20 protein-coding genes are annotated in these 25,238 nt (G+C 47.2%); 15 read left to right on the top strand and 5 right to left on the bottom strand.

Going from position 1 to position 25,238, the window contains the following annotated elements:
• The first annotated feature begins 95 nt into the window (after nt 1-95).
• Nucleotides 96-1,820 carry an acetate--CoA ligase gene (gene acsA / locus F4V51_RS20030; protein WP_095290209.1) on the top strand — a complete coding sequence of 575 codons (1,725 nt, stop codon included), beginning with the start codon at nt 96-98 and terminating at the stop codon, nt 1,818-1,820.
• A gap of 154 nt (nt 1,821-1,974) precedes the next feature.
• Here the strand turns inward: acsA and F4V51_RS20025 are convergent, their stop codons facing one another.
• Together F4V51_RS20025 and rpsD are read right to left on the bottom strand one after the other, a co-directional pair.
• Nucleotides 1,975-5,091 (bottom strand): penicillin-binding protein 1A, encoded by a 3,117-nt coding sequence (locus F4V51_RS20025; RefSeq protein WP_153979367.1) that lies wholly within the window; start codon nt 5,089-5,091, stop codon nt 1,975-1,977.
• 221 nt (nt 5,092-5,312) lie between these two features.
• On the bottom strand, nt 5,313-5,912 hold the full coding sequence (gene rpsD, locus F4V51_RS20020; protein ID WP_095290216.1) for a 30S ribosomal protein S4: 600 nt from the start codon (nt 5,910-5,912) through the stop codon (nt 5,313-5,315).
• 466 nt (nt 5,913-6,378) lie between these two features.
• Here rpsD and F4V51_RS20015 point away from each other — a divergent pair, with 466 nt between their 5' ends.
• The 5 genes from F4V51_RS20015 (at nt 6,379) to F4V51_RS19995 (ending at nt 11,442) form a co-directional block, all read left to right on the top strand.
• Nucleotides 6,379-8,361 (top strand): sensor domain-containing diguanylate cyclase, encoded by a 1,983-nt coding sequence (locus F4V51_RS20015; protein WP_153979366.1) that lies wholly within the window; start codon nt 6,379-6,381, stop codon nt 8,359-8,361.
• 132 nt (nt 8,362-8,493) lie between these two features.
• Nucleotides 8,494-9,363, top strand: coding sequence for a V-type ATP synthase subunit E family protein (locus tag F4V51_RS20010; protein ID WP_153979365.1), 870 nt, complete (start codon nt 8,494-8,496; stop codon nt 9,361-9,363).
• A gap of 105 nt (nt 9,364-9,468) precedes the next feature.
• Nucleotides 9,469-10,584: an aminopeptidase gene (locus F4V51_RS20005; RefSeq protein WP_095359374.1), complete on the top strand. Its 1,116-nt coding sequence runs from the start codon at nt 9,469-9,471 to the stop codon at nt 10,582-10,584.
• A gap of 96 nt (nt 10,585-10,680) precedes the next feature.
• The gene (locus F4V51_RS20000) at nt 10,681-10,926 is read left to right on the top strand and encodes an HPr family phosphocarrier protein (RefSeq protein ID WP_095290222.1); all 246 of its coding nucleotides are present in this window, start codon (nt 10,681-10,683) and stop codon (nt 10,924-10,926) included.
• Nucleotides 10,927-11,148: 222 nt separating this feature from the next.
• Nucleotides 11,149-11,442 carry an Fpa/YlaN family protein gene (locus F4V51_RS19995; RefSeq protein ID WP_095290224.1) on the top strand — a complete coding sequence of 98 codons (294 nt, stop codon included), beginning with the start codon at nt 11,149-11,151 and terminating at the stop codon, nt 11,440-11,442.
• 184 nt (nt 11,443-11,626) lie between these two features.
• On the opposite strand, the gene cax is transcribed toward F4V51_RS19995, so the two are convergent.
• Nucleotides 11,627-12,697, bottom strand: coding sequence for a calcium/proton exchanger (gene cax, locus F4V51_RS19990; protein ID WP_153979364.1), 1,071 nt, complete (start codon nt 12,695-12,697; stop codon nt 11,627-11,629).
• Between the two features lie 180 nt (nt 12,698-12,877).
• Between cax and F4V51_RS19985 the strand changes: the two genes are divergently transcribed.
• A complete protein-coding gene (locus F4V51_RS19985) occupies nt 12,878-13,240 on the top strand; it encodes an Asp23/Gls24 family envelope stress response protein (protein WP_095290227.1) in 363 nt (120 codons plus the stop codon).
• 123 nt (nt 13,241-13,363) lie between these two features.
• Here F4V51_RS19985 and ftsW read toward each other — a convergent pair whose 3' ends face one another.
• Both ftsW and F4V51_RS19975 read right to left on the bottom strand, forming a co-directional pair.
• Nucleotides 13,364-14,659, bottom strand: a complete 1,296-nt coding sequence (ftsW, locus tag F4V51_RS19980; RefSeq protein WP_095290229.1) for a putative lipid II flippase FtsW — start codon at nt 14,657-14,659, stop codon at nt 13,364-13,366.
• A 13-nt stretch (nt 14,660-14,672) separates the two neighbouring features.
• Complete coding sequence (locus F4V51_RS19975) at nt 14,673-15,020, bottom strand: YugN family protein (protein WP_095290231.1); 348 nt, start codon at nt 15,018-15,020, stop codon at nt 14,673-14,675.
• A gap of 209 nt (nt 15,021-15,229) precedes the next feature.
• Here F4V51_RS19975 and F4V51_RS19970 point away from each other — a divergent pair, with 209 nt between their 5' ends.
• The 8 genes from F4V51_RS19970 to F4V51_RS19935 all read left to right on the top strand — a co-directional run bounded on the left by F4V51_RS19970 (nt 15,230) and on the right by F4V51_RS19935 (nt 25,170).
• Complete coding sequence (locus tag F4V51_RS19970) at nt 15,230-16,402, top strand: M20 family metallopeptidase (RefSeq protein ID WP_153979363.1); 1,173 nt, start codon at nt 15,230-15,232, stop codon at nt 16,400-16,402.
• Nucleotides 16,403-16,580: 178 nt separating this feature from the next.
• Nucleotides 16,581-18,272: a DNA repair helicase XPB gene (locus F4V51_RS19965; protein WP_153979362.1), complete on the top strand. Its 1,692-nt coding sequence runs from the start codon at nt 16,581-16,583 to the stop codon at nt 18,270-18,272.
• Between the two features lie 48 nt (nt 18,273-18,320).
• Nucleotides 18,321-20,126: a helicase-associated domain-containing protein gene (locus F4V51_RS19960; RefSeq protein WP_153979361.1), complete on the top strand. Its 1,806-nt coding sequence runs from the start codon at nt 18,321-18,323 to the stop codon at nt 20,124-20,126.
• Nucleotides 20,127-20,252: 126 nt separating this feature from the next.
• Nucleotides 20,253-20,693 carry a YlbF/YmcA family competence regulator gene (locus F4V51_RS19955; protein WP_153979360.1) on the top strand — a complete coding sequence of 147 codons (441 nt, stop codon included), beginning with the start codon at nt 20,253-20,255 and terminating at the stop codon, nt 20,691-20,693.
• A gap of 87 nt (nt 20,694-20,780) precedes the next feature.
• Nucleotides 20,781-21,044 carry a YlbG family protein gene (locus tag F4V51_RS19950; RefSeq protein WP_095290540.1) on the top strand — a complete coding sequence of 88 codons (264 nt, stop codon included), beginning with the start codon at nt 20,781-20,783 and terminating at the stop codon, nt 21,042-21,044.
• Between the two features lie 556 nt (nt 21,045-21,600).
• Entirely contained in the window at nt 21,601-22,590 is a 990-nt protein-coding gene (locus tag F4V51_RS19945) for an ABC transporter permease (protein ID WP_153979359.1), read from the top strand.
• Nucleotides 22,591-22,603: 13 nt separating this feature from the next.
• Nucleotides 22,604-23,512: a carbohydrate ABC transporter permease gene (locus F4V51_RS19940; RefSeq protein ID WP_095290241.1), complete on the top strand. Its 909-nt coding sequence runs from the start codon at nt 22,604-22,606 to the stop codon at nt 23,510-23,512.
• Nucleotides 23,513-23,550: 38 nt separating this feature from the next.
• Nucleotides 23,551-25,170 carry an extracellular solute-binding protein gene (locus F4V51_RS19935; RefSeq protein ID WP_153979358.1) on the top strand — a complete coding sequence of 540 codons (1,620 nt, stop codon included), beginning with the start codon at nt 23,551-23,553 and terminating at the stop codon, nt 25,168-25,170.
• Nucleotides 25,171-25,238 lie beyond the last annotated feature (68 nt).

Below are 25,238 nucleotides of genomic sequence, written 5' to 3'. Positions count from 1 at the left end.
TGTAAGCGCTAACTGGAAGTTCAGTCAACACAAAGGCAATGAGAAGTAACCCATTATGGGAAATCGAAATGTCGAGTTGAAGGAGGCTGGCAAGCATGAGTCAAGCACATGGTGAGATGCTGCAAACGGTTGTGTCTGAATCTAACCTGGGCGATTACACAGAGGCCCGAAGCCGGTTTGATTGGGAATCGGTGGAGAGGCACTTTACGTGGCACGCCAGCGGAAAAGTCAACATGGCGCATGAAGCGATCGATCGTCATGTACTGGAAGGAAGAGGCGGGAGAACGGCGCTGTTATACAGTGATGCTTCGCGTGAAGAAGCGTATACTTTCGCTGATTTGAGCGAGCAATCGAACCGTTTTGGAAATGTCCTGCGCAAATATGGCATTGTCCGGGGAGACCGGGTGTTTATTTTTATGCCAAGAAGTCCTGAGTTGTATTTCAGCCTGCTTGGTGTGTTAAAAGCAGGAGCCATAGCCGGCCCGCTGTTTGAGGCGTTTATGGAGACGGCAGTCAAAGACCGGCTGGAAGACAGCGGGGCTGTAGCTCTCGTCACGACGCCAGAACTGCTGGGACGCATTAAACGTGCGGAACTGCCGGAACTGAAGCATATCTTTGTTGTGGGTGGAGGTACCCAGACCGAAGAGGGGTTAATCGACTTTGACGCAGAGATGTCTGCAGCCTCGGATGATATGGAAGTGGAATGGCTGAATCGTGAGGATGGTTTGCTTATTCACTATACATCGGGCTCTACGGGCAAGCCTAAGGGGGTCTATCACGTCCAAAATGCCATGATTCAGCATTACTATACAGGCAAGGTCGTTCTTGATTTACGGGAAAATGACGTGTACTGGTGTACGGCTGATCCGGGCTGGGTAACAGGTACCTCTTACGGAATTTTTGCTCCGTGGCTGAATGGAGTGACCAATGTTATTCGTGGGGGCCGGTTCAGCCCGCAGGATTGGTACAGCACCATTGAGAAAAATAAAGTGAGTGTCTGGTACAGTGCGCCGACCGCGTTCCGTATGCTGATGGGTGCAGGGGATGAGACTATTGCACAACATGATCTCAGCAGCTTGCGGCATGTAATGTCGGTTGGAGAACCGCTCAATCCCGAAGTAGTACGTTGGGGATGGAAAGCCTATGGTCAGCGAATTCATGATACCTGGTGGATGACAGAGACCGGAGCACAGCTGATATGTAACTATCCGGAGATGCCGATTAAGCCTGGTTCAATGGGGCGGCCGCTGCCTGGTATTGAAGCAGCCATTATCGATGACCGGGGACAGGAACTTCCTCCATACAGCATGGGGAACCTCGCCATACGTACACCTTGGCCATCCATGATGGCGAAGATTTGGAACAACCCGGCCAAATATGATGAATATTTCAGGCTGTCTGGCTGGTATGTATCCGGGGATTCGGCGTATATGGACGAAGAAGGGTATTTCTGGTTCCAGGGCCGGATTGATGATGTAATCAATTCTTCCGGAGAACGTATTGGTCCGTTTGAGGTGGAGAGTAAGCTCGTAGAGCATCCTGCCGTTGCAGAGGCCGGAGTTATCGGTAAGCCGGATGTAACACGCGGAGAGATTATCAAGGCGTTTGTAGCGCTGCGTGAGGGCTATGAAGCGACTCCTGAGTTGAAGGAAGAGATCTATCGATTTGTAAAAGAGGGCTTGTCTGCTCATGCAGCTCCGCGAGAGATCGAGTTTAAGGATAAACTGCCCAAGACTCGTTCCGGTAAAATCATGCGACGTGTGCTGAAGGCATGGGAGCTCGATTTGCCGACAGGTGACCTGTCCACCATTGAAGATTAATAACCGATGAAGATTAATTATTGAATACGCGGTGCCTGTATTTTAAGGAACAAGCCTGATTTGCGTAAGATGCAGATCAGGCTTTTTATTATGAGAAAAGCCCCCATCCTCTAATGAGAGGGTGGGGGCTTAAAAAACGTGCGTTACGGCATCCTTACGGTTGATATGGGACAGCAACAGAGGGTTCGGATTCTCCTACACTGTTGATGGCAGATACTTTGAACCATCCGCTAGCAGAGGCAGGTACACCGTAATCCATTGAGGTACCCGAAGTTGTGCCAATCTTGGTGTAAGGGGCAGAGCCCGTTTCACTGTAATAGACGGCATAGCTCTGCACACCATCGCTCTCCGGATTGGAGGCCCATTGAATGCGCAATCCTTGGGTGAGCGCTGCTACGCTAACCTGTCCAGGGGTACCTGGAACGGTGGTTGCAGCGTCAGTGTTTTCATTTTCTTCCGGCTCAACGATGGTTCCAGGAACATTGATCGGTTCTTTTACTTCCTCATCCGGGAGTGGATCTGACACTCCTGCACTGCTAACCGTAGCACTAGGAGCAGACTCTTTGCCGGCTACATCGACAGCAGTGACATAGAAGGTGAAATTCCCGCCCTGTGCGTATGCTGTAAATGATCTGGATTCACCTGTCAGGACAACTTGGCCCTGGTTCTGGAAGCCGGCACCATTTACGGAGCGATACAACCGATATCCGACAACGTCATTTTCAGGCGTAGCGTTAAATGTAATTACAGCTTTGCCATTAGCTACGGATATCCGCACATTTCCTGGTGCATCTGGTGCCTTGCCATTGTCCGATCTCGGGTCGACTTGTGTTGGCATGTCTGCATCCGCATCTTCTGGCAGGTAATAGGCAAGGGATTCGTGCCGGCTCATCCGTGAGAATGCATTTTGCAATTCCTTGATCAGATCGGAGATCGGTTTCTTGCGTTTAATAACCGTCTTCTCCTTCAGCATGTCGCTAGGTGTTTCATCACGAGGGATGTAGTTTACACCATTGTAGGTAATGTATTTTGCTTTGGCGACACCATCATCACTATCTTTGGGAATAAATTTGCTGTTGAAAATATCTGTTACAAATTTGTCAGTCAGTGATGTTGGCAATTTGCCGCTATAAGCAGATACTGTACGTGTTTCAATGCCCGATGGTTTCTTGAATGAATCCGTCACGAACAGTTCCTTGTCGGTAGCAACGACTTCATTCATAATCTGAGACCAGAGCTGCTGGGCACGTTTACGCTGAGATTTGGTTTCAAGGGTGTTCACAGGCTGTTTGTATCCAACCCACACACCAAGCGTAACATCAGGCGTATAGCCTTCAAACCAGACATCCGCATAGTTTTGCGTTGAACCGGTTTTTCCTACGACAGGTGCACTTTTCGTATATTTATACGTTTCGCGAACCTTATCCGCAGTACCTTCGGTAATTACGGTTCTTAACATATCTGTCATCAGGTACGCTGTCTGTTCGGAAAATGCCTGAACAGGTTCGGATTCATGCTTATAAACGATATTTCCTTTGGAGTCTACAATTTTGCTAATCATGTATGAGTCGTTATATACCCCATTGTTCGCAATAGCTCCGTAAGCATTCGTGAGTTCTTCCACGGTTACACCGTACTGGAGTCCCCCGAGAACACCCGTCTGAGCCTGATAGTCCTGCTGCTGAATGGTCGTTATGCCAAGCTTCTTGGAGAATGCCCAGGCTTTTTCGATCCCGACGTCTTCATTGAAGAGTTTCAGCGCAGGAACGTTCAGGGAATAGTTCAGCGCTCTACGAGCGGTTACAAGTCCCTGATAGCGATTGTTCGCATTCTTCGGAATATGGAAGCCGTTTGAGCCTCCATCCTTAAGAATGATCGGTGAATCATCAATGATGGACGCTGGTTGAACCAGTCCTTCTTCCAGAGCAGGCAGGTAGGCGGCAATAGGCTTCATTGTCGAACCTGGCTGACGCACCATCTGGGTTGCATAGTTCATCTGTTCATCCTGGAAGCTTCGGCCTTCAATCATGCCCAGGATAGCCCCGGTTTTGTGATCAATCATGATGGCTGCAGTCTGTTCTTTTCCTTTTTTGGGATCGTCTGCAGCAAAATTGCTGTCATTCTCGGCAATGGTACGCATGGTTTTGTACACACTTTTGTTAATCGTTGTGTATATGCGATAACCACCTGTACGCAATTGCTGCTGAGCTTCTTCGAGCAGAGCACTGCTTTCCTTTTGGGTTCCATCCTCGGTAGAATCTGAACCTTCGGAATTTCCTTCAGCTGCTGTGTCAGCATTCATTTGTTTCATCAAAATTTGTGCAGCCTGGCGTTCGGTTTCCATCATAAGATATGGATAAGTGTTGTAAGCCTTGACGGTTTTCGGTGCCAGTGAACTCTTGATATCAAAAGCAATAGCTTCGTCATACTCGGTTTGATTGATTTTGCCAAGCTCAAGCATACGACGTAATACCAGATGCTGGCGGTTGATTGCACGCTCAAAATTATCCTCTACAAAGTCGCCTTTTCCGTTAAAGGCTGAGTAAGAGGAGGGGAGCTGAGGCAATCCGGCAAGATAGGCTGCCTGAGCCGTGTTTATTTTCTCCAGATCATTAATGTTGAACAATCCTTTGGCAGCTGCCTTGATGCCATACACGTTATATCCACTGGAGCCGTTACCAAAAGGAACTTTATTCAGATACGCGGTCATGATCTCGTTCTTGGTCAGGAATCGTTCAAGTCGCAAGGACAGCAGTATCTCCTTGACTTTGCGGTCCTCGGTACGATCCAGATTCAAGAACACACGCCGTGCCAATTGCTGAGTCAGCGTACTTCCGCCCGTTTGCACAGACTCTTTCAGCACCTTCTGCTTCACGGCTCGGAGCGTTCCGCTCATATCTACACCTTTATGTTCGTAAAAATGATTGTCTTCAATCGATATGACAGCATCAATAACTTTCTGTGGTATCTGGTCAAAGGTGACCGGACGCCTGTCTTCTTCCGTACGTAATTGACCGATCGGGCTACCGTCGGCAAAGTAAGCAAAGCCTGTGATGGAGTTTTCGCTGACTTTTTGTTCAATCAGGGCCCTGGAGCGGACGGGCTCGTCTTTTACAATGGAACTGACGTATCCCATCAGAGCACCACCTACAAATAGCGCCCCCATAAAACCCAGGACAACCATCCATTTGGCGACACTGCCCAGTCTGCGGGCGAAGCTGCGCTTGCGGGCAGGCTGTTCATCGGGCTTTTTCTTATTAACATCAACCATTCAGTGTCTTCCTCCTTTTAACAGCACTTATTATAGCATAAAAAGGCGGGTTTGCATGCCTGAGAAATACAAGCAATGGTCGAAAATTGCCATTATTTTATGGAATTTGAAATTTTTCATGCCTACTAAATCCTGTATGCAAAAATTTGCAGACAACAAAAAAGCGATCCGAGAAAATCTCGAATCGCTTTTTGTGTGATGCTTTACCGAAATTCCAACGATTAACGGTTGTAGAACTCGACGATTTGTTTTTCGTCGATATCTTGGGACAACTCGGAACGCTCAGGCAGACGGATGTATTTACCTTCTACAGCAGCGTCGTTGAATTCAAGGTATGCTGGAAGATGCGAACGGTTTTCCAAAGCTTCCTTAACGGAAGAAAGACCGCGGCTTCTTTCACGCAGGCCGATTACATCGCCAGTGCTTACTTGGTAAGAAGCGATATCGACTTTTTTACCGTTTACTGTTACGTGACCGTGGGATACCAACTGACGTGCTCCTGCACGGGAGTTAGCAAATCCAAGACGGTAAACGAGGTTGTCAAGGCGGCACTCAAGCAAGAACATGAAGTTTTCACCGGCGATACCTTGCATTTTTTGCGCTCTAGCAAAAAGAGTGCGGAATTGTTTTTCGCCCAAACCGTACATGTGGCGAAGTTTTTGTTTTTCTTGCAACTGCATACCGTAGTTGCTCATTTTTCTGCGTTGGTTAGCTCCGTGCTGACCTGGAGGGAAAGGACGTTTCAATTCTTTGCCTGTTCCGCTCAGGGAAATGCCGAGGCGACGGCTCAATTTAAATTTAGGACCAGTGTAACGTGCCATGTTTATAGTAGCTCCTTTTTAGTTAAAGTTCATATAGGGCTCTGTTTGCGCTCCAATTTGTTGATGCGGGCTAGGCCACACATACGTCAATCAGGAAAGTTCAGCCGCTGTCCTGAAAGCAACAAAAAGAATGAGGGTGACACAACCGGTAATGCCCAAATTTAAAGACCCATTAGTAGTCTTCATCAACAATTTATATTACAGTTTAAAAGAGACAAAGTCAAGAGTAGGAGAAAGGCAAAAAAAAGTCTAAATTTGTCGATAGGTCATTAGGCCCAAAAAAATGGGACAATTTTCTGAAATATGGATGCAAAAAAGCAATAAAGAGAGTAAAATAGAATGTATCTTAACTTTAAATGATCATGTACATTAAGGTTATCGTAAGGTTTTTGCAGGTTTGCGATAACGTCTGCAGATTAATGCATCCCATTAGAGGTTGCAAAAACGGTGCAAAGGAGCGCCTGACATGTTAGAACATCTAGGAAGTTTACCAGCCAGCATGCATTCGCCAAGTTCGGGCGATTCCGCATCTTCTGCAGCTCAGCGCAATGAGCATGCGTTCTGGATGCAGCAAATGGATATTACACCTTTTGATTTCTCATATTTGAAAAACTTGCTGCAGCAAGCCTATACGGATTGGCTGACTCAGCATGATTCGAACTGGAGCGCATCATCTGCGATTTACAGCGTATGGAATACAGAAGGTAATTGTGTAGCGACGACCGCCGATGAGTCTATGGACAGGCCTGAATCAGTTCAGACGGTCATGATGTGTCTTGAAACTGGACGGGCGGAATCAATGCGGGGTTCAGATGAACACGGGGATTTCCTATACATTGCGGAGCCTCTGTTTTCCAGAATCAACAAGGATATGTTCGCCGTGTTTACAGCTTTCATTTACGAGCCTCTTCGTTATGAAAGGTCTGAAGAGATTGTTCGATCTGAGGCAGCGCATTATCGTACTTGCTTTTACCGAAGATTTGAATACATATTTATGGCAGATCTGCTAAAAGCTCATGAGCAAACGGCGCGTGAAGAGCACCGGAGGTCCATTCTTTTTCAGATCGTGCAGCGGATGCATGACAAAATGGACGTGGATGCCATATTGGACGAGGTATTTGACAGTATCGATTACTTGTATCCGACCACACGCATGAATCTGTACATGTCCCAAGATCGCAATAGTTCCAATCCGAGAATCAGACCTTTGCTTGTCCATGAACATGGGGAAGATATTTGTCTCCGTTCATTTAAAGATGGACAAACGATAGTTATTCGCTCTGATCAGGAGGATAACTCTATTGTGGAGGTCGGACTTCCGCTCAAGGGGAAGCAGGGTATCTATGGTGTGTTTCACATCGAGATGAATGACGAGCTCATGGAGGAGCCCGACTTGCAGCTTATCACCATGATGGCGGATATGGCAGGAACTGCCTTTGAGAATGCCAAATTACATGAGCAATCGAACATGTTGATTCAGGAACTTCGTCTAATCAATGATTTGACACAACGTCTAAATAGAAGTCTGCAATTGAAAGAAATTTATAAAATGGCCGAGTTGGAGTTAAAGGATATTTTTCAAGCTGAATCCTGTTGTATTCTTCAATTGAATGACACCACGAATCGTTTCGAAGTGATGTCATCCAATATTGGGGAAATGCGTCATAAATCCTTTTCGCTGGATTACGGTATCGCTGGTCTGCTGTATCAGACAGAAGAACCGCTCATTCTGTCCAATTATGCACAGTACACCAAAGTGTCTTCCGTGTTTATGGAGATTACCAGCTCAATGTCACTGATGGCTTCACCAATTCGAGTCAACGGTCAAGTGAAGGGAACCATTTTGCTGGGTCATCCCAAACCGCAGTATTTCTCATACGATAATTATCGTCTGCTGCAGATGCTGTCCATTCACGTAGGACTTGCTCTATCCAATGCAACGCTGCATGCAGAGGTTCGCCGTTTGGCCAACCTTGATATGTTAACTGGACTGTACGTCAGACATTATCTCGATAGTGTCATTCACGAAAAGCAGGCCCATGAATTCTGTGGTTCATTAATTGTGGTTGATATCGATCAGTTCAAACAGGTGAACGACACGTTTGGCCATCAAACCGGGGACCAGGTGCTGAAGCAGGTTAGTGATATTGTTAAATCCTCCGTTCGTTCCGATGATATCTGTGCCCGGTGGGGTGGCGAAGAGCTGGCCATTTACGTACCGCAGCTGGGAATCCGCCAGGCACTCGAGTATGCAGAGGTCATACGCAGCCGAGTGGCGGAAGAGACCAGGCCACCCGTGACCGTATCCAGCGGTATAGCCGAGTGGAACTGGATGGATGACAAGGTCAGTGTGGAGTCCTTATTTTACCGGGCAGACATGGCGCTCTACGAGGCGAAACATAACGGGCGCAACCGGATCGTGCTGGAAGAACAGGAAGTTACACGCTAAGAGAGAACTATTCCATGAATTGGAGTCGTTCTCTCTTTTTTCTTTTGCAGCAAAGTTTGCGTTGATGTGAAGTATAAGGGTATACAGGAGGGGCAGGCTATGGAGAACCTTGGACGGAAGGATGGATTTTAGATGATTACAAGGCAGGGTATGCGTACATTAATGCTGCTTTTGAGCGTTGTTATCCTTTCTGCACCGGGCTGTGGGCTGATACATCGTGAACGCACTCCAGAAGAGGTGTTCTCCATGGCCTTATCCGGTATTGCAGGTAAAGAGAAGCTGGATTTTGTAGGCGAAGCAGGGTTAAGAAGAGAGAGCAGCGGACTTTTTGAAAATCAGTTCAAATTTGAAGGAAAGCTGGAAAATCATGATCAGCTAACGCTGCAGACACGACTCCCTGGAGCTGTCACTGCAGCAGGTTCAAGTAAGGTAAACGGTATGCATGCTGCATCTGCTAATCTGACTACTCAACCCAGCGGATTCAGCGCCTCTTTTCAGCGAAAAAAGGGGCAATGGGAGGCATTGACCGCAGAACAAGAACCACTCCGTGGATCGCTGTCCCGTTACAACCCCATCGCCCAACTGGAGAGTATTGACCGGATGAACAAAACGATAAAATCCGAATACGGTTCTGGTCGAAGAACACGGATCCTGCGGATTGAACTGGCACCTGAAGATGCCAAGACCTGGGCCGCAGCACAGTTGAACGACGAGATGAACGCGATTAGGGCAGAATATATGCAACGGGCGAGTAAAATCAAAGGGACGAGCAAGGCGAAGCTTGAGAAGGAATTGAGCCAGGTTTGGCAGCAGGGTGAAGACAGTATGGAGCAAATGATGAAACAGGCCAAAGTACAAACGGTATATCATCTGACTGTGGATCGGAAGACCAGTTTGCCGCTGCGGCTCTCTTCGGAAAGCCAGGTGACGTACCAGGATGCAAGCAACAAAAGCAATAAAGAAGCTCTGGTTATGGATGTTAATTTTAAAACATATGATTAGACGTGGGGTCTGCCTGCTGACGGGATTGCAGTAGCGTGCTACAATAGTATCGTAATTTACCGTTGTTCAATTTTTTGAATGGCAGATGACAGGAGGATTTACGAGATGAAGGACCCACGAATTCAGAAACTTGCAGCTAACCTGGTTGGCTACTCTGTAGATGTACAGCCTGGCGAGAACGTGCTGGTTGAGATGATTGGATCGGAACGTGATCTGATCAACGCTATTATTGAAGAAGTAGGCAAAAAAGGCGGCAATGTTTTTGTACAGCTGACCGACAAGACGGTACAACGTGCGATGTTGAAAAATGCTACAGAAGAAATGATGAAAACCTGGGCAGAGATTGACCTGAACCGCATGAAACAAATGGATTGCTACATTGGTATCCGTGCAGGCGAAAATGTGAACGACCTGTCCGACGTGCCGGAAGAAAAAATGAAAATGTATAACTCCCTGTATTCCCATCCGGTACATAGCGAGCAGCGGGTTAAACATACGAAATGGGTTGTGCTTCGTTACCCGAATGCCAGCATGGCGCAGCTTGCGAATACCAGCACGGAAGCCTTCGAAGATTTCTATTTCGATGTATGCAACCTGGATTATGCCAAAATGGACAAAGCACAGGATTCCCTGGCTAACCTGATGAACCGTACGGACAAAGTTCGTATTACAGGACCAGGAACGGATCTGAGCTTCTCCATTAAAGATATCGGTGCAGTGAAATGCTCTGGTCAAAAAAATATTCCTGATGGCGAAGTTTACAGTGCACCTGTGCGTGATTCTGTAAACGGAACAATCAGTTATAATGCAGCAACCCTGTACAACGGGGTAACGTTTGAAAACATCAAGTTCACCTTCAAGGATGGCAAGATTGTTGAAGCGACAAGTAACGATACAGAACGTCTGAATGAGATTCTGAATTCCGATGACGGTGCACGTCATATTGGTGAGTTCGCGATTGGTTTCAATCCGCATATTCTGCATCCAATGAAGGATATTCTGTTTGATGAGAAAATTGCAGGCAGTCTGCACTTTACTCCTGGGCAGGCATACGAAGAAACGGATAACGGAAATCGTTCCTCCATTCACTGGGATCTGGTGCTGATTCAGCGCCCAGACTACGGCGGCGGCGAAATTTACTTTGACGATGTGCTGATTCGCAAAGACGGCATCTTTGTGATTCCAGAGCTGGAATGCCTGAATCCAGACCAATTGAAGTAACCGCGGGATTTTGCTGTTGCTAGGAAAGCGGATTCACGGTATCATGTAGTGGTAATTAATAGATGATACCAAATGTGAAAAGACGGAGGGATTCCTATGTCGAGTAATAACGCGGCTGTAGTGGAAATTGCTCAAACAGCAGGCAAGTTTACTTCTTCAATCGTGCTTCATTCGGAGAACAAGTATATTGATGTGAAAAGTATTCTCGGTTTGTTTACCACGCTGATCAGCACACACAGCTATGAACTTCACGTTCATGGACCAGATGCAGATGAAGCAAAAGCAGCCATGTCAGAAGTATTTGCGAAACATGGTCTGAATGTAAGCATCGCATCCGAGTAATCATTCCAGGAAGCATCTCCGCCTGTCTTGGCGGGGATGCTTTTTCGTATACACAAATGAACAGGTGTTTGGGTCCGCTGCCGAGGAGTTAAAATACGTGTTGTCCAAGCCTTCGTTTTGAGTGGTTATTTTGGTCAGGTTCTTGTATTAGCTCCTGATTTCGTCTAATATTAGAGGTAGAACGTCTTTACGCGATTTTTGGGACATAGGGGGGAAAAATGCATGACTTCATCTGATCTGCAGGACCAGCTGAACATGAAAGCGATCAGTCTTCTTCAAGAAGATGCAGATAAAATACAGAAGCTTATTGAAGTACAGATGGAGAATCTGGCTACCCGCTACTGCCCTCTCTATGAGGAAGTATTGGATACACAGATGTATGGGTTCTCCAAGGAAGTCGATTTTGCTGTTCGTGCAGGGCTTCTTCCTGAAGGTGCTGGTAAGCAGCTGGTAAGCGCGCTTGAGCGGAATCTGGCAATTCTATATGAAGCTTTGAACAAAAAGAATGAGCAATAGCCTGCAATCGTGCGGGTCAGAATAGAAGGCATGCAGGCATTTTGCATGCTTTTTTTGTATGTTTTAACGTGCGACAACGAGAGAGGGCTCTGTAAACCGATCATTAAAAAAACAGTCCGGAAACGAGTTTCCAGACTGTTTTTGCTATCCGCTAATCATGTCAGCAGCTAATAAGCTTATGAGGTTACACCAGGAAGAAGGATACCCCCAGAATGATGTATACAACCAGCAGCAGCAGTCCCTCATACCAGTTCGTTGAACCATCCTGGGTAATCGACTTGGCGATAAATACGGCTACACCAATGGCAAGAAGCTCAATCGTTGTGAAGACGATATCCATGGTTGTGCCCGTAAAATAACTCACAAAAATAAGCACAGGTGCAACAAAAAGTGCGATTTGCAAGCTGCTGCCGACCGCTATCTCTACAGCGGCACCGATCTTGTTTTTCATGGCAAGCATAATGGCTGCACTGTGTTCGGCCGCATTACCGATAATCGCAACCAAAAATGCACCAACGAACAGTTCACTCAGACCAAATTCTTCGGTAAATACCTCGAGAGTACCCACGAGCCATTCACTGACAAAGGCTACCATAACTGTGGCGATAACCAGGTATAGAATGGATTTTTTCTTGGACCACGCTGGCGCATGTTCATGCGGCAATTCCTCGTCTTCATCGACCGTCACATCCGCGAGGTAGTTCTTGTGTGTGACCATCGAGAATAAGAGCCAAGCGATATAGGCAATAATCAACAGCCCTGCGACGATCAGGCTGAGCGTATCTGTGTCCTTTTGAGTTATCGAATGGGTGTTGAGGAAAACAGCTGGAATGAACAGGGCAATGATTGCCACAATCATTAAGGAGCCGTTTAGTCCCGCAAGGGAGACGTTGTAATTTTGAATTTTGAATTTGAGTCCTCCGGCAAAGATGCTTAGCCCCAGCACCAGCAGCAGGTTTCCGATAATGGAACCGGTCAGGCTGGCTTTTACCATGTCGAATAGTCCTTCTTTGACCAGAAAAATGGCGATGATCAATTCGGCAGCGTTACCGAACGTAGCATTCAAGAATCCGCCAAGCCGCTGTCCGGCATAGTGAGCAACATTTTCGGTAGCTTTCCCTAAAAAACCGGCCACAAAAATAACCGAAATGGCTGAAATCACAAACTGCAGGATCGGATTCCAATGCAGATAGTGGGCAATGGCGCTGAGTACAAAGGTGACAATCAGCAAAATGGATGAAATCCGGTTTCTCACAACAAACACCTCGGTTAAAATTATTTTGTTTTAAATGACAATGAAAGCCTTATGAGATTATTTTCATATTTCAATATAACCAAATGGTGGTAGGTTGTAAACGCATGTTTTCGAGTTTAATTTGCTTTTTGGGGTGGAAAGGATTTAAAATACGAGTAACGAAGTGAAGGAGGATGTGGCATGGCAGAACAACTTCAACTAGAAGGCGGTAACATCCGGATTGCCGATGACGTGGTGGCGAAAATTGCCGGAATGGCTGCGATGGAGACACCGGGGATTGCCGCAATGTCTGGAGGATTGTCAGAGGGCTGGGCCAAACGTCTCAGCGGTAAAAACGTACAGAAAGGCGTAGGCGTTGAGGTCGGCCAACTGGAAGCAGCCATTGACCTGCGCATCATCGTCCTGTACGAGACACCGATTCATGAAGTATCCCGTATGCTTCAGCAGAATGTGAGAGAAGCGGTAGAGACCATGACCGGATTGCGCGTTGTCGAAGTGAACGTGAAGGTAGAAGGCGTATCCTTCAAAGGCGACGACCTGTAAGGTACTAACCTCCAAATTGACTGGAGAGCAGATGATCGTAGATGATGTTCTCTGAGCTCCAGTTAACCCAAAAAAGACTTCACATCCCTAGGATGCGAAGTCTTTTTTTATTCCGGTACACCGTTAACGAATGCGCCGAATGGATTTGGAATCCCGTGAACGAAGAGCGGGAGAAGTACGTGTTTGCGTTTGTACCGTTACGGATTTGGTTCTCTCTTCCTTAATGACGTCCTGGTTGTTCGTACGCGAAATACTGAGCAGAATACCCATGGCCACCATCATCACAAAGAGTGACGTACCTCCATAACTGATAAACGGAAGGGTAACCCCCGTCACCGGTATGGTCTGGGTCACGCCTCCGATATTGATGAACGCCTGAATGGCGATCAAACCCATGATTCCGATACCTACCAGCGTTCCGAACGGGTCAGGACAGCGCAGCGAGACAATAATGCCCCGCCAGATAAAGTACAGATAAACCAAAAGGAATAGCGTACTCCCCAGGAAACCAAGCTCTTCCCCGATTACGGAGAAAATGAAGTCATTATACGCATTCGGCAAATAATGCAGCTTCATCGTACCTTGTCCAATACCCGAACCGGTCATGCCGCCATCACCGATGGCCACAAGGGAGCGGAAAAGGTTGAGACTTCCTCCGGAAGGGTCGGATAACGGATTAAGGAATGCCTGAATACGCCCAATTTTGTAGTTCTGCTCCGCAGCCGCCGCAGTAGTACTGTCAATAGCGTCTGAAGGAGACATGGAGGAGAAGAGGGCATTCGCTCCGAGTGCGAGTGCCCCTCCCAGTACGACGAGCAGGATGGAACCCATAATATGCTTCATGCTTGCTCCGCCTGCATAGATGACGAGACCACAGGTGGAAACCAGAATGAAGCAGGTACCGAAGTCCGGCTGCAGCATGATTAATCCTGCAATGAATCCGACAATGACTAGGACAGGAATATAACCTGTCTTGAGGTCCCTGAAGCGTTCACCTTTTTTGGTGATAAGTGCAGAAAGGTATAGGATTATAGCAATTTTGGCAAACTCCGCAGGTTGGAGACTAAAGCCAAAGATGTGAATCCAGCTTCGTGCACCGTTCAACATTGCGCCAGTAACAAGTACGAGCACTAGCAAAACCGTGGTAAACAGGAAAAAGGGTGCGTAGAGCTTCTTGTATTTGTTAAAACGAATGTTCATGGCAAAGAACATTCCAACTAAACCGATAACCGCCCACATGAGTTGTTTTTTCGTGAAGAATAGGGGGTCATTGTTAAATTTACTGTTTGCAATTGCAATGCTGGAACTGGAGCTGAATACCATCAGCAGTCCAAAGCCCACTAACAATAAAGTGAGGATTAGCAGTTGAAAATCCGGCGTGCCTCTCTTCGTTTTCGTTTGGGCCGATTGTTGTTTCATGATTTGGCCCAGCCTATGCTTCCAGCAGTTCTTTGAGCTGCTGCAATTTTTGGGCGGCCAGCTTCACGACTGGTTGCGGAACGGTAGAGTTGTAATCGAGACCGTGCGGAAAGGTTGCTTTGCCAAGGTAAACAGCCTCGACAGAGAGCACGGTATCTGGTTTTTCAAGTTTGCCATCTACTACACGGGTGTTAATACGTACAAAGTATTCTGAGTTGGTGTTGTCATCTTCAATTTTGTAGTCATATGTAGCACGGTAATACTCCCATTGCCACCGGACAAATCCGACTTTCTCGGCGCTCTCATCCAGGTATGCCAAGTCGCTTTTCAAGCCATCCAAGCCTGTATTCTCAAAAATCATAAGCGTCTGATCCTCCTCATAGCTTCCGAGTATAATTCTCGTGCATTTCTCTAGTTCATGATAGTATGTTTCCCCTTCCCGTGCAAGCTTTCGAAAGGCCTTTCGTATCGGTTTTCTTCCAATTCTGCTACAATATACAGCAATAGGTTTGAAGAGGATGGTTCGGACTTGATGAAAGTTCCGTTCAAGATCGAAAGGATGGGGAGAAAATGACAAATAATATATGGTGGGACGATCTGCAAATCCATATGGTGGAATGGCGGCGTCATCTTCATCGCAATCCCGAGGTTTCCTTTCATGAGGAAAAGACATCTTCTTTTGTAGCGGATATGCTCGAGAGCTTTGGCGTTGAAGTGAAGCGTCATGTAGGTGGTCATGGTGTAATTGGTACGATTCGGGGGGACAAGCCCGGTCCAGTCGTCATGCTTCGGGCTGATATGGATGCACTGCCAATCCAGGATGAGAAGGACGTAGAGTACGCTTCACAGAAGGCAGGCGCAATGCATGCCTGCGGTCATGACGGACATGTTTCCATTTTACTTGGAACGGCATTGTATTTCAGTAAGCACAAGGCTGATATCCAAGGCGAGATTCGTTTTTTGTTCCAGCCTGCGGAAGAACTTCTTCCTGGCGGGGCTGTGAAAGTCATTGCGGATGGTGCGCTTGAAGGCGTGGATGTGATCTATGGCATCCATCTGTGGACGCCTCTTCCGGTCGGAGTGGCAGCCAGCAAGGAAGGACCGCTGATGGCGGCTGCTGACGACTTTTACATTGAGATCAAAGGAAAGGGCGGGCATGGTGGCATGCCGCAGTCGACCGTGGATAGTCTGGTTGCAGGCTCTGCACTTGTCATGCAGTTGCAGACGGTGGTCAGCCGTTCCGTGGATCCGCTGCGACCTGCGGTGCTGACGATTGGTACAATGCAGGCAGGATCTGCCCAGAATGTCATTGCCGAGTCCTGCAAAATGAGTGGAACCGTCCGAACGTTTGATGAAGAAACTAGAGCCGACATGAAGGAACGGGTACATCGCATCGTTTCCCAAACAGGTGGTGCCTATGGGGCACAGACGGAAGTGAACTACATCATGGGTTATCCGCCTGTAGTCAATGATAAGCAAGAAACGGACCGCTTCTTCCGCCAAGCCGTTCAGGTGTTCGGTGATGAACAGGTGCACACGTCTCCGATGCTGATGCCAGCAGAAGATTTCGCTTATTATATGCAGCAGGTTCCAGGCTGCTTCATGTTTGTCGGGGCAGGGAATCCGGACAAAGGCGCCATTTACCCACATCATCATCCCAAGTTTGATTTTGATGAAGATGCCATGCAGCATGCAGTTAAGCTCTTTATTGCCATGGCTACCGATTATATGGGTGGCCAATAGAATGTTTTGGGTATAGTTGGGCATCCTACTCATAGAAGTAGGGTGCTCTTTTTTTGCAAATTTACCGGGTAGGTGTCGGCTGTAAAGGTTCATTTCTGGGTGTGCCGGAACTGAACTTTTTGTCATGAGCATCTATCTTGAGGCACAACGTAATTGGTACCGGATCGGAGGAGTAGACATGGAGAAGACGGATGCCTGTATTGTTCAACGGGATTTTACGATTTTGCTGGAAGTGGGTCATCCGGGATTCGAGCAGGCACGGACACGACTAAGCGTATTTGCCGAACTTGTAAAGACGCCGGAGGGGTTCCATACCTATCGCATGACATCATTATCCCTGTGGAATGCTGCGGCACTCGGTTGGAGTGCAGAACAAGTCGTTAGCAGTCTCGAGTCCATTTCTCGCTGGAATGTACCCGCAGCAATTGTGCAGGATATTCGGAGAATCGTAGAACAATACGGAAAATTGAAGCTGCATTGGGAGCATGATCACCAGCACCTGCGCCTGGTTGGAGACAGTGAACAACTGCTGGATGAATTAAGTGGTCTCAAAACCATTGCGGCCTTTCGGATGGAGCGTGTTGCCCGGGATGAGCTTGTCGTTCGCGGAGAACAGCGGGGCTTGCTCAAGCAAGAATTGACGCGTCTGGGCTACCCTGTACTAGATTATGCAGGCTATCGCCCAGGAACACGTCTTCCGTTTGGTTGGAAAAATGAAAAGAATACACATCATCAAACCGATATCGATCCGAAAGCCTTTGAACTGCGTTCTTATCAGAAAGAAGCTGTAGACGCATTTGAGGGAAGTGAGGGCATGGGAGGGAGCGGGCTGCTCGTGCTGCCTTGTGGAGCTGGAAAAACAGTCATTGGCATGGCTGTGCTTGAACGTCTTCAATGTGAATGCCTCATTCTGACTTCCAATACGACCTCTGTGCGGCAGTGGATTCAGGAATTACAGGATAAAACTTCCCTTACTTCGGATCAAATTGGGGAGTACTCCGGTCAGAAAAAACAGGTTCGGCCTGTCACGGTGGCTACGTATCAGATTCTTACACATCGAAAATCCAAAGATTCTGATTTTACTCACATTAAATTGCTGAGTGAGCGGGAATGGGGACTCATTATTTATGATGAGGTGCATTTGTTACCTGCTCCTGTCTTCCGGGCAACTGCGGATATTCAAGCTACGCGAAGGCTGGGATTGACGGCAACATTGGTGAGGGAGGATGGATGTGAACAGGATGTATTCTCCCTTATTGGTCCTAAACTTTATGACATGCCGTGGAAAGACCTCGAGCGGCAAGGATGGATTGCTAATGTGCAGTGTCAAGAGATACGTGTTCCTTTTTCAACGGATCTGAAAACGACCTATCTGGAGGCAGAAGGGAAACATCAGTTTCGTCTTGCTGCGGAAAATCCTGCTAAGCTACAAGTGATCAGACGATTACTGCGTCAACATGATGGTTTGCCTGCACTTGTGATCGGTCAGTATCTGGACCAGCTCGAAACCATTGCCCGGGAAATTGACGCCCCGCTGATCTCGGGTACAATGTCACAACACGAAAGGGTAAAGTGGTTCGAATCCTTTCGGCGAGGCGAAATTAAAACCATTGTCGTTTCCAAGGTGGCGAATTTTGCTGTCGATCTTCCTGACGCTGCTGTTGCGCTTGAGATATCGGGAAGTTATGGTTCAAGGCAGGAAGAGGCTCAGCGACTGGGCAGGATTTTAAGGCCTAAGCCTGGTGACAATAGAGCCTATTTCTATGCGCTGGTATCAGAGGATAGCAAGGAACAGGAGTTTGCATTGCGCCGTCAGATGTTTTTGGTCGAGCAGGGATATGAATACTCCATAATACATGAACATACTTAAGTCACCATTAAGCGTTAGCGTGGGAAGAAGAAGGGTGGGAGCATAGTAATGCATGGACATGAAGCAGTGGATGTCGAGGAAATATTGAAACTGTCAGCCACAGAACATTCGGTACTTGGTGCTCTTTTTCACAAACATGCGTGTCAACCCTTTTCAGTCATGATGACCACCGCTGAGTCTGCGGAAGAAGGATTGAGCGGGGCGGAAGCCAGGTTAGGCTTTATGCGCCTGAGACAAAAAGGGTGGATCGAAGCGGTTCGCAAAACGTGGGGAGAGAACCTGTACTACATCCCGCTGCGTTATATCCCTGCATTAACTGTAGCCTACACAAATAGAGTCGGTAAACATCCATTTTTAATACATGAGCAGGATCAGAAGGAATCTGAAATCCAGATGGTCAGTGGTGGTCAAATTCACGTGATTCGTGAAGCAAGGCCTGATATCGCTGCCGAAATCATCCACATATTGGCCTGGATCGCAAGAGAAGGCCTCACATTGACGAATAAAGGTACGATCCACAAGAGAATGGTGCAGCGGTTGAGCGCTTTGGTTCATTTATGTCCTGATGATTTTGCATCATTGAATCTAAACTACGAGCATCCGGATATCTACCCTGTTCATGTTGCCATTATGCTGGACATGCTGCTTGCTCTGGGACTTCTCCATAAGGATCAAGAGAAAATAAGGGTACATGATGAGACTCTGGGCCACTGGTTAGAGCAGCCGTGGTCGTTCATGCATCGCGAGATATTCAAGGTGTGCATGGAGCGATATGGTGTAACCAGTCCTGCAGAACAACATTTTCGCTATCGCCTGGTCCTGCTCTGTAAAGGACAGGAGACCTGGTTCAATATTTCAGATCTGATTCCGCATTTCAAAGGAAGTGGCAGTGATCCCGGGCTTCCTGAATATGTTCAGAGCTGGCTAAACGCACTGGCTGGGTGGGGGTACGGAGAAAGTGGTGAAAATGCTTCGGGTGATTTGTTTTTTCGCTGGTTGATTGAGCCTGAGGAGCTGTTACCCTTGAAAGTACAGCAGGAACTGGACAGCGCGAAGAATGTTTTCTTTGTGCAGCCTGACTTCGAAATTATGGTCCCGGCAGAGGTGGCTCCTCAGGTCCGCTGGAAAATAGAGAATTGTGCCGAACTGCTGAGCTGTGATCGCATGAGCATCTATCGTGTGACCAAAGAACACATTGTCCATGCATCCCATAGTGGTTTTACGTCTGACAAGGTGGTGGAATTTCTGCGCCGTTATGCTGCCACGGGAGTCCCCGAGCATGTGTATCACGCGATTCATCAGTGGGGGAATGAGTGGGAGCGATTGAAGGCACAGCACGGGGGAAATGCAGAGGAAATAGAAAATATACATCCGACCGATTTCATATGCAGCGAGGGGTCGGGGGAGGATAAAAATACTGAGATTCACACGCATGAGCCAAGGGTTGGGCTTAGCGGTCTACGAGAAAGCTTTTATGTGCCTGGCAGGGCAGGCTTGATTCAAAATGAACCGGATCGGGCATCTTCATATACACACGGACAGCCGATTGCAGAGCAGTCGGTTGATGTACCCGCATTCGGCTCCATTCCCGATATGTGGCATAACGATTGGCGGCGATATCATATGTCCACGACACGTCAGATTACGGCAAAAGCAATAGAATGGCAGACCAAGCTGGGCCTGAGGAAGGAACAGTCCGAGGTATACATTATTCCGGATCAAATTCAAGGCCAGGACGATTGGACACTGACAGGATGGATTGTACCGGGGGCAGACGAGAGGGCAGTAGAACGGTGCACCATTTCTCCCATGGATTGGGACAAGATCAGATTAATCGTTCCGGAGCAGATCTGAAGCAGGAAGAGCTTATGTTCCCCTATTTTCTATTTGCAGGAAAAACTCTTCTTAACTACCGGGGGATATGCTATGATAAAGTAGTCTACGTTACGTAGAACTTTATATATAGATAGGATGAATTTCATGAGCGTAGCGGAATTGAACACGGTCGATATGGCCCAAGTGTTGACGGGCGCATATGAACTGGGCGACATGATTAACCAATCTGCCGAAGTATCGGATTATTTATATTGGAAGCAGCAAGTTGAGAGCAATCCGGAGGTTCAAGCGGGAATACGCAAGCTGGAAGCCAAAAAGGAACTTTTTGAAGAAACACAGCGTTTTGGACACTTCCACCCGGATTATCATGCTGCAAAAGACCAAGTGAAGGCTCTGGAACTGGAACTGGAACAAATTGAGGCAGTAGCTCGCTTCAAGCAGGCAGAGAGAGCGCTCGATGAAATGCTGCACCAGATGTCTGAAACCATTGCTTATGCAGTCTCAACCACAATCAAGGTTCCGAGCAATGACCCGAACCCCAAAGGTGGCGGCTGTGGAAGCGGCGGCAAGTGCAGCTGCGGTTAACTGAATTCCGAATGAATTAAAATCCATATAGACCGGACCTTCACCCCGAAGTGTCCGGTCTCCATTATAAGAAGGGCGGGGAAAATGATGTTTGCGGAAAGGACAGGATTTATTATTTGGGTTAGTGATCTAAAAGCAGCCCGCAATCTCGAAAAGTATGGTACCGTGCATTACATTTCCCGCCGTATGCATTATGTTGTTATGTATGTTAATGCAGAGCGGGCTGAAGATACGATGAAAAATGTGAAGCGGCTGTCCTATGTGCGCAAGATTGAAAGATCTTACCGTAACGAAATCAAGACAGAGTATGCCAGCAAAACGATGGACAAAACAAGTTTTTACGGGATTTAAAATATACAGGTCTTCAACGTTTAGCGATTTGAGATTTGGTGGAACTGGACATAAGCGCGGAATAATAAAACATAATTGATCAAAGGTCGCCTTCATGGCGACTTTTTCTTTTGGGGATTAGACTTTGCACTAGCCTGCAAGAACGTGGTACATATGAACATTAGGTAAATATTGACCATGAAAAATCATAAAAACGCTAACTCAAGGCAGGTTTTTGTTATTGTAGTGTTAATTAATATAACGCGAAAAGGTTGAATTTACTTAAAAAAAGTAAACGTGATGTAAAATAAATCGTATACACCCGAAATTATCAATTGGTAATTTTCCACTTTTGCAATTGTAATCGCTTTCTTTTGGTCGAAAACGACACATTTTCGAATTGTTAAAATGGAGAATAAATGATAAAAAACGTTGTTGCATCAACGTTTACGGGGCCTGACAAAATGACATATTTACGAAAAAATACGTCATCCCCTATTGTTAAACTACAGCTGCGCCAACAAAACTAACATGCAACATGAATGCTCCAACTTTTCCTGCAGCGTATGACCCAAACATGAGAAGCAACAGAAGGAGGCGATCCTGTGTGCAGGAGGTAAAAACGGCCAATCGGCAGCAGACATTATACAAGCCGAACATCAGTAGAAAGCGATGGCATAAGGTCTGGAGAAACTGGCAACTGTATTTGTTTATTGCACCCGCATTTCTGTATTTTCTCATCTTTCATTACGGACCCATGTACGGCATCCAGATTGCGTTCAAAAATTACAATCCGGTACGCGGAGTTTTTGGGAGTCCTTGGGTAGGTTTTGATCATTTTGTAAGGTTCTTTGAATCCTATTATTTCTGGGATTTGATGTGGAACACACTGGCGATCAGTTTGTATGAGCTGGCTGTCGGGTTTCCGATTCCGATCATTCTGGCTCTGGCGTTTAATGAACTGAAGCATAAACGGTTCAAAAAGCTGGTCCAAACCGTCACGTATGCACCTCATTTTATCTCGGTTGTCGTTATGGTCGGGATGGTAATTGCTTTCCTCTCTCCATCAACCGGAATCCTGATCCGTTTCGTGGAATGGATGGGAATAGATGCACCCTCATTTCTGACAAGCCCAGCATGGTTCAAGACGGTATACGTACTCTCCGGCGTATGGCAAAGCGCGGGCTGGGGAACGATCATTTACCTTGCTGCATTGTCTGGAGTGGACCCTGGCCTGCATGAAGCAGCCATTATAGACGGGGCAAACCGACTTCAGCGTATCCGGCACATTAACATTCCCGTGCTGGTACCAACCATGACGATCCTGCTCATTCTGAATATGGGGAGTCTGCTGGGGGTCGGGTTTGAGAAGATCCTCCTGATGCAGAACCCGCTGAACATGGAATCTTCCGATGTCATATCCACTTTCGTATATCGTTCAGGTCTTGAAAATGCCCAGTACAGCTTCTCTACTGCTGTCGGCTTGTTTAACTCTGTAATTAATGCGTTTTTGCTCGTTACCGTCAATCAAATCGTACGCAAGACGAGCGAGAACAGTCTGTGGTAAAGGAGGAGGCTGAATGTTAACCGGTATTCAGGAAACGAGACAAGACAAAATTTTTCTAACCTTGAATTATATCTACGTTACGATTGCTTTCCTTCTCGTGGCGTACCCGCTTGTATATATGATTAGCGCCTCCATCAGCAATCCGAAGGAAGTTGCTTCAGGTGCAATGTGGCTATTTCCGAAAGATATCACGTTTGAAGGTTATGAGCGCGTGCTTCAGGATCAACGAATCTGGTCAGGTTACGCAAACACGATTCTGTATACGGTTGTCGGTACAGCCGTGAACCTGGCGTTCACCATTCCTGCAGCCTATGCGCTCAGCAGAAGAGACCTGGTTGGCAGGGGGTTCTTTATGGGCGTCTTTATGTTCACGATGTTCTTCGGTGGAGGGCTGGTGCCGAGTTATCTGCTGATTAAGGAGCTCGGCATGATCAACAGCATGTGGGCCCTGATTTTGCCTTCCGCAGCTTCGGTGTGGAATATCATCGTCTCCCGCACCTTCTTCCAGGGAACAATCCCGAGCGAGCTTCAGGAGGCTGCACAGATTGACGGCTGTTCTAATTTCAAGCTGTTTTTCAAAATCGTACTGCCATTATCCATGCCGATCATAGCCGTTATGGCGCTATTCTACGGTGTAGGTCACTGGAACAGTTATTTCTCAGCAATGATTTATTTGAATGATTCGGCCAAATATCCGCTTCAGCTCGTGTTAAGGCAGATTCTTGTCCTGCAGGAAATGTCAGCGCAAGGCTCCGGCATGATGGATGGTTCATCGGCCTCGGCACTGAATAACAAAGCCGAAGTGGCGGCACTTGTCCGTTATGCAGTCATTATTGTATCGACACTTCCGGTCATTATCATCTATCCGTTTTTGCAGCGGTACTTCGTTCAGGGTGTCATGATCGGTTCCGTCAAGGGCTGATCTATACCAAATAAATCATCAAAAAGGGAGTTGTTGTCATGAAGAGAGCTCACAAGAAATCAACGGTTCTGTTAAGTCTGATCCTTGCTGCAAGCATGCTTGCGGCATGCGGAGCATCTCCTGATGGCGGTTCAACCGCTGAACCGGGTACACCGGAAGAGACAGGGGTGAAGCAAGAGGGCTTTCCTATTGTGGAGGAACCCATCACTTTGACCATGATGTCCCAGGATGTAGGCGTGGCTGATTGGAATACCATGCCTGTTATTCAGGAAGCAGAGAAGCTTACCAACATCAAGTTTGAATTTCAGCTTACTCCGATTGACAGCTTTGCAACCAAGAAGAACCTTGTCTTTGCAAGTGGAGATTTGCCTGATGTGCTGTACGGAGCCGATCTTACACCGGCAGAGCAGGTGACCTATGGCACCCAAGGCTCACTTCTCCCGCTGGAACCTTACATTGATGGGGGATATGCTCCGAACATAAAGAAATTGTTCGATGAGAATCCGGATATTCGCAAATCGTTCACAACGCCCGAAGGACATATTTACGCCCTGCCATTCATCGACAGTGCCGCCGTCTGGTATCGCAGCCCCATGTGGTATAACGGCAGTATGCTTGAAGCACTTGGTGTAAAAGAACTGCCAAAAACGACAGAGGAATTGTACACGCTGCTGAAGCGAGTGAAGACGGAAGATCCGAATGGCAACGGCAAGGCCGATGAAATTCCGCTGACCTCCGTGAAGCTGGATGATCTGCGCATGTATTTTCTGGGCTTCTGGGGCATATATGACCCTGTTGTTTACGTCGATAAGCAGGATAAGGTCTTTTACAGTCCGATGCAGGAAGGATATAAGGGGTATTTGGAATTCATGAATCGTTTGTGGAAGGAAGATCTGCTGGATCACGAAACCTTCTCGCAAACCCCAGAGCAGAAAAAAGCCAAAGGGGAAAACAATCAGATTGCTCTCTTTAACGACTATTACTCCTACTTTACCTTGGGTGGCGATCCGGATGCAGCAATGAAAAACCCGCTTATGACACCCGTGGCGAGCGATATTGCAGGAACGCCTGTTTACGGTATGCATCCAGGACTCTCTGCTAACGGAACATTTGCCATCACAAGTGTGAATGAGCATCCTGAAGCCACCATGCGCTGGATCGATTACTTGTATTCGATCGAGGGACAAACGCTCTTCAATCAAGGTCCTGAAGGCACACTGTGGAAATACACCAACAAAGATACGTATGAAAAAGAATGGCTGCCTGTTCCGGGAGGCGGTGATCGGGAAGAGTACAGAGGCACCATTACGCCAAACTTCGGCATGCTGACTCCGGGTCATAACTCACCGGAGCTGACGAATGGTCTGACGACCGAATTTGACGAGTGGATTGCAAAAGAGAACGAAGAGAAGCTGATCCCGATCGGTAAAGCGCCGTTTCCGAATGCGTATCTGACCAACGAACAGCAGGATGAAGCCTCCGCATTGTTATCTGATCTTGATACGTACGTGAAGCAGATGGAAGCGAAGTTTGTAACCGGGGAAGAGCCATTATCCAACTGGGACGGCTATGTTGAACAGATGAAGAAAATGGGTGGAGATCGGATTCAGGAAATTTATCAGGAAGTGTATGATACGTGGAATTCCGCAGGCAAGTAATCGGATTGTGAATCCCCGTTAAAAGCACTTTGAAATAACAGAAAAAAGCCAACATCGACGGCAATCCG

It is taken from the genome of Paenibacillus xylanilyticus (assembly GCF_009664365.1).
Lineage (GTDB): Bacteria > Bacillota > Bacilli > Paenibacillales > Paenibacillaceae > Paenibacillus > Paenibacillus xylanilyticus_A.
Note: the sequence above shows the minus strand (reverse complement) of the source record. Positions and strands in the feature narration are given on the sequence as shown.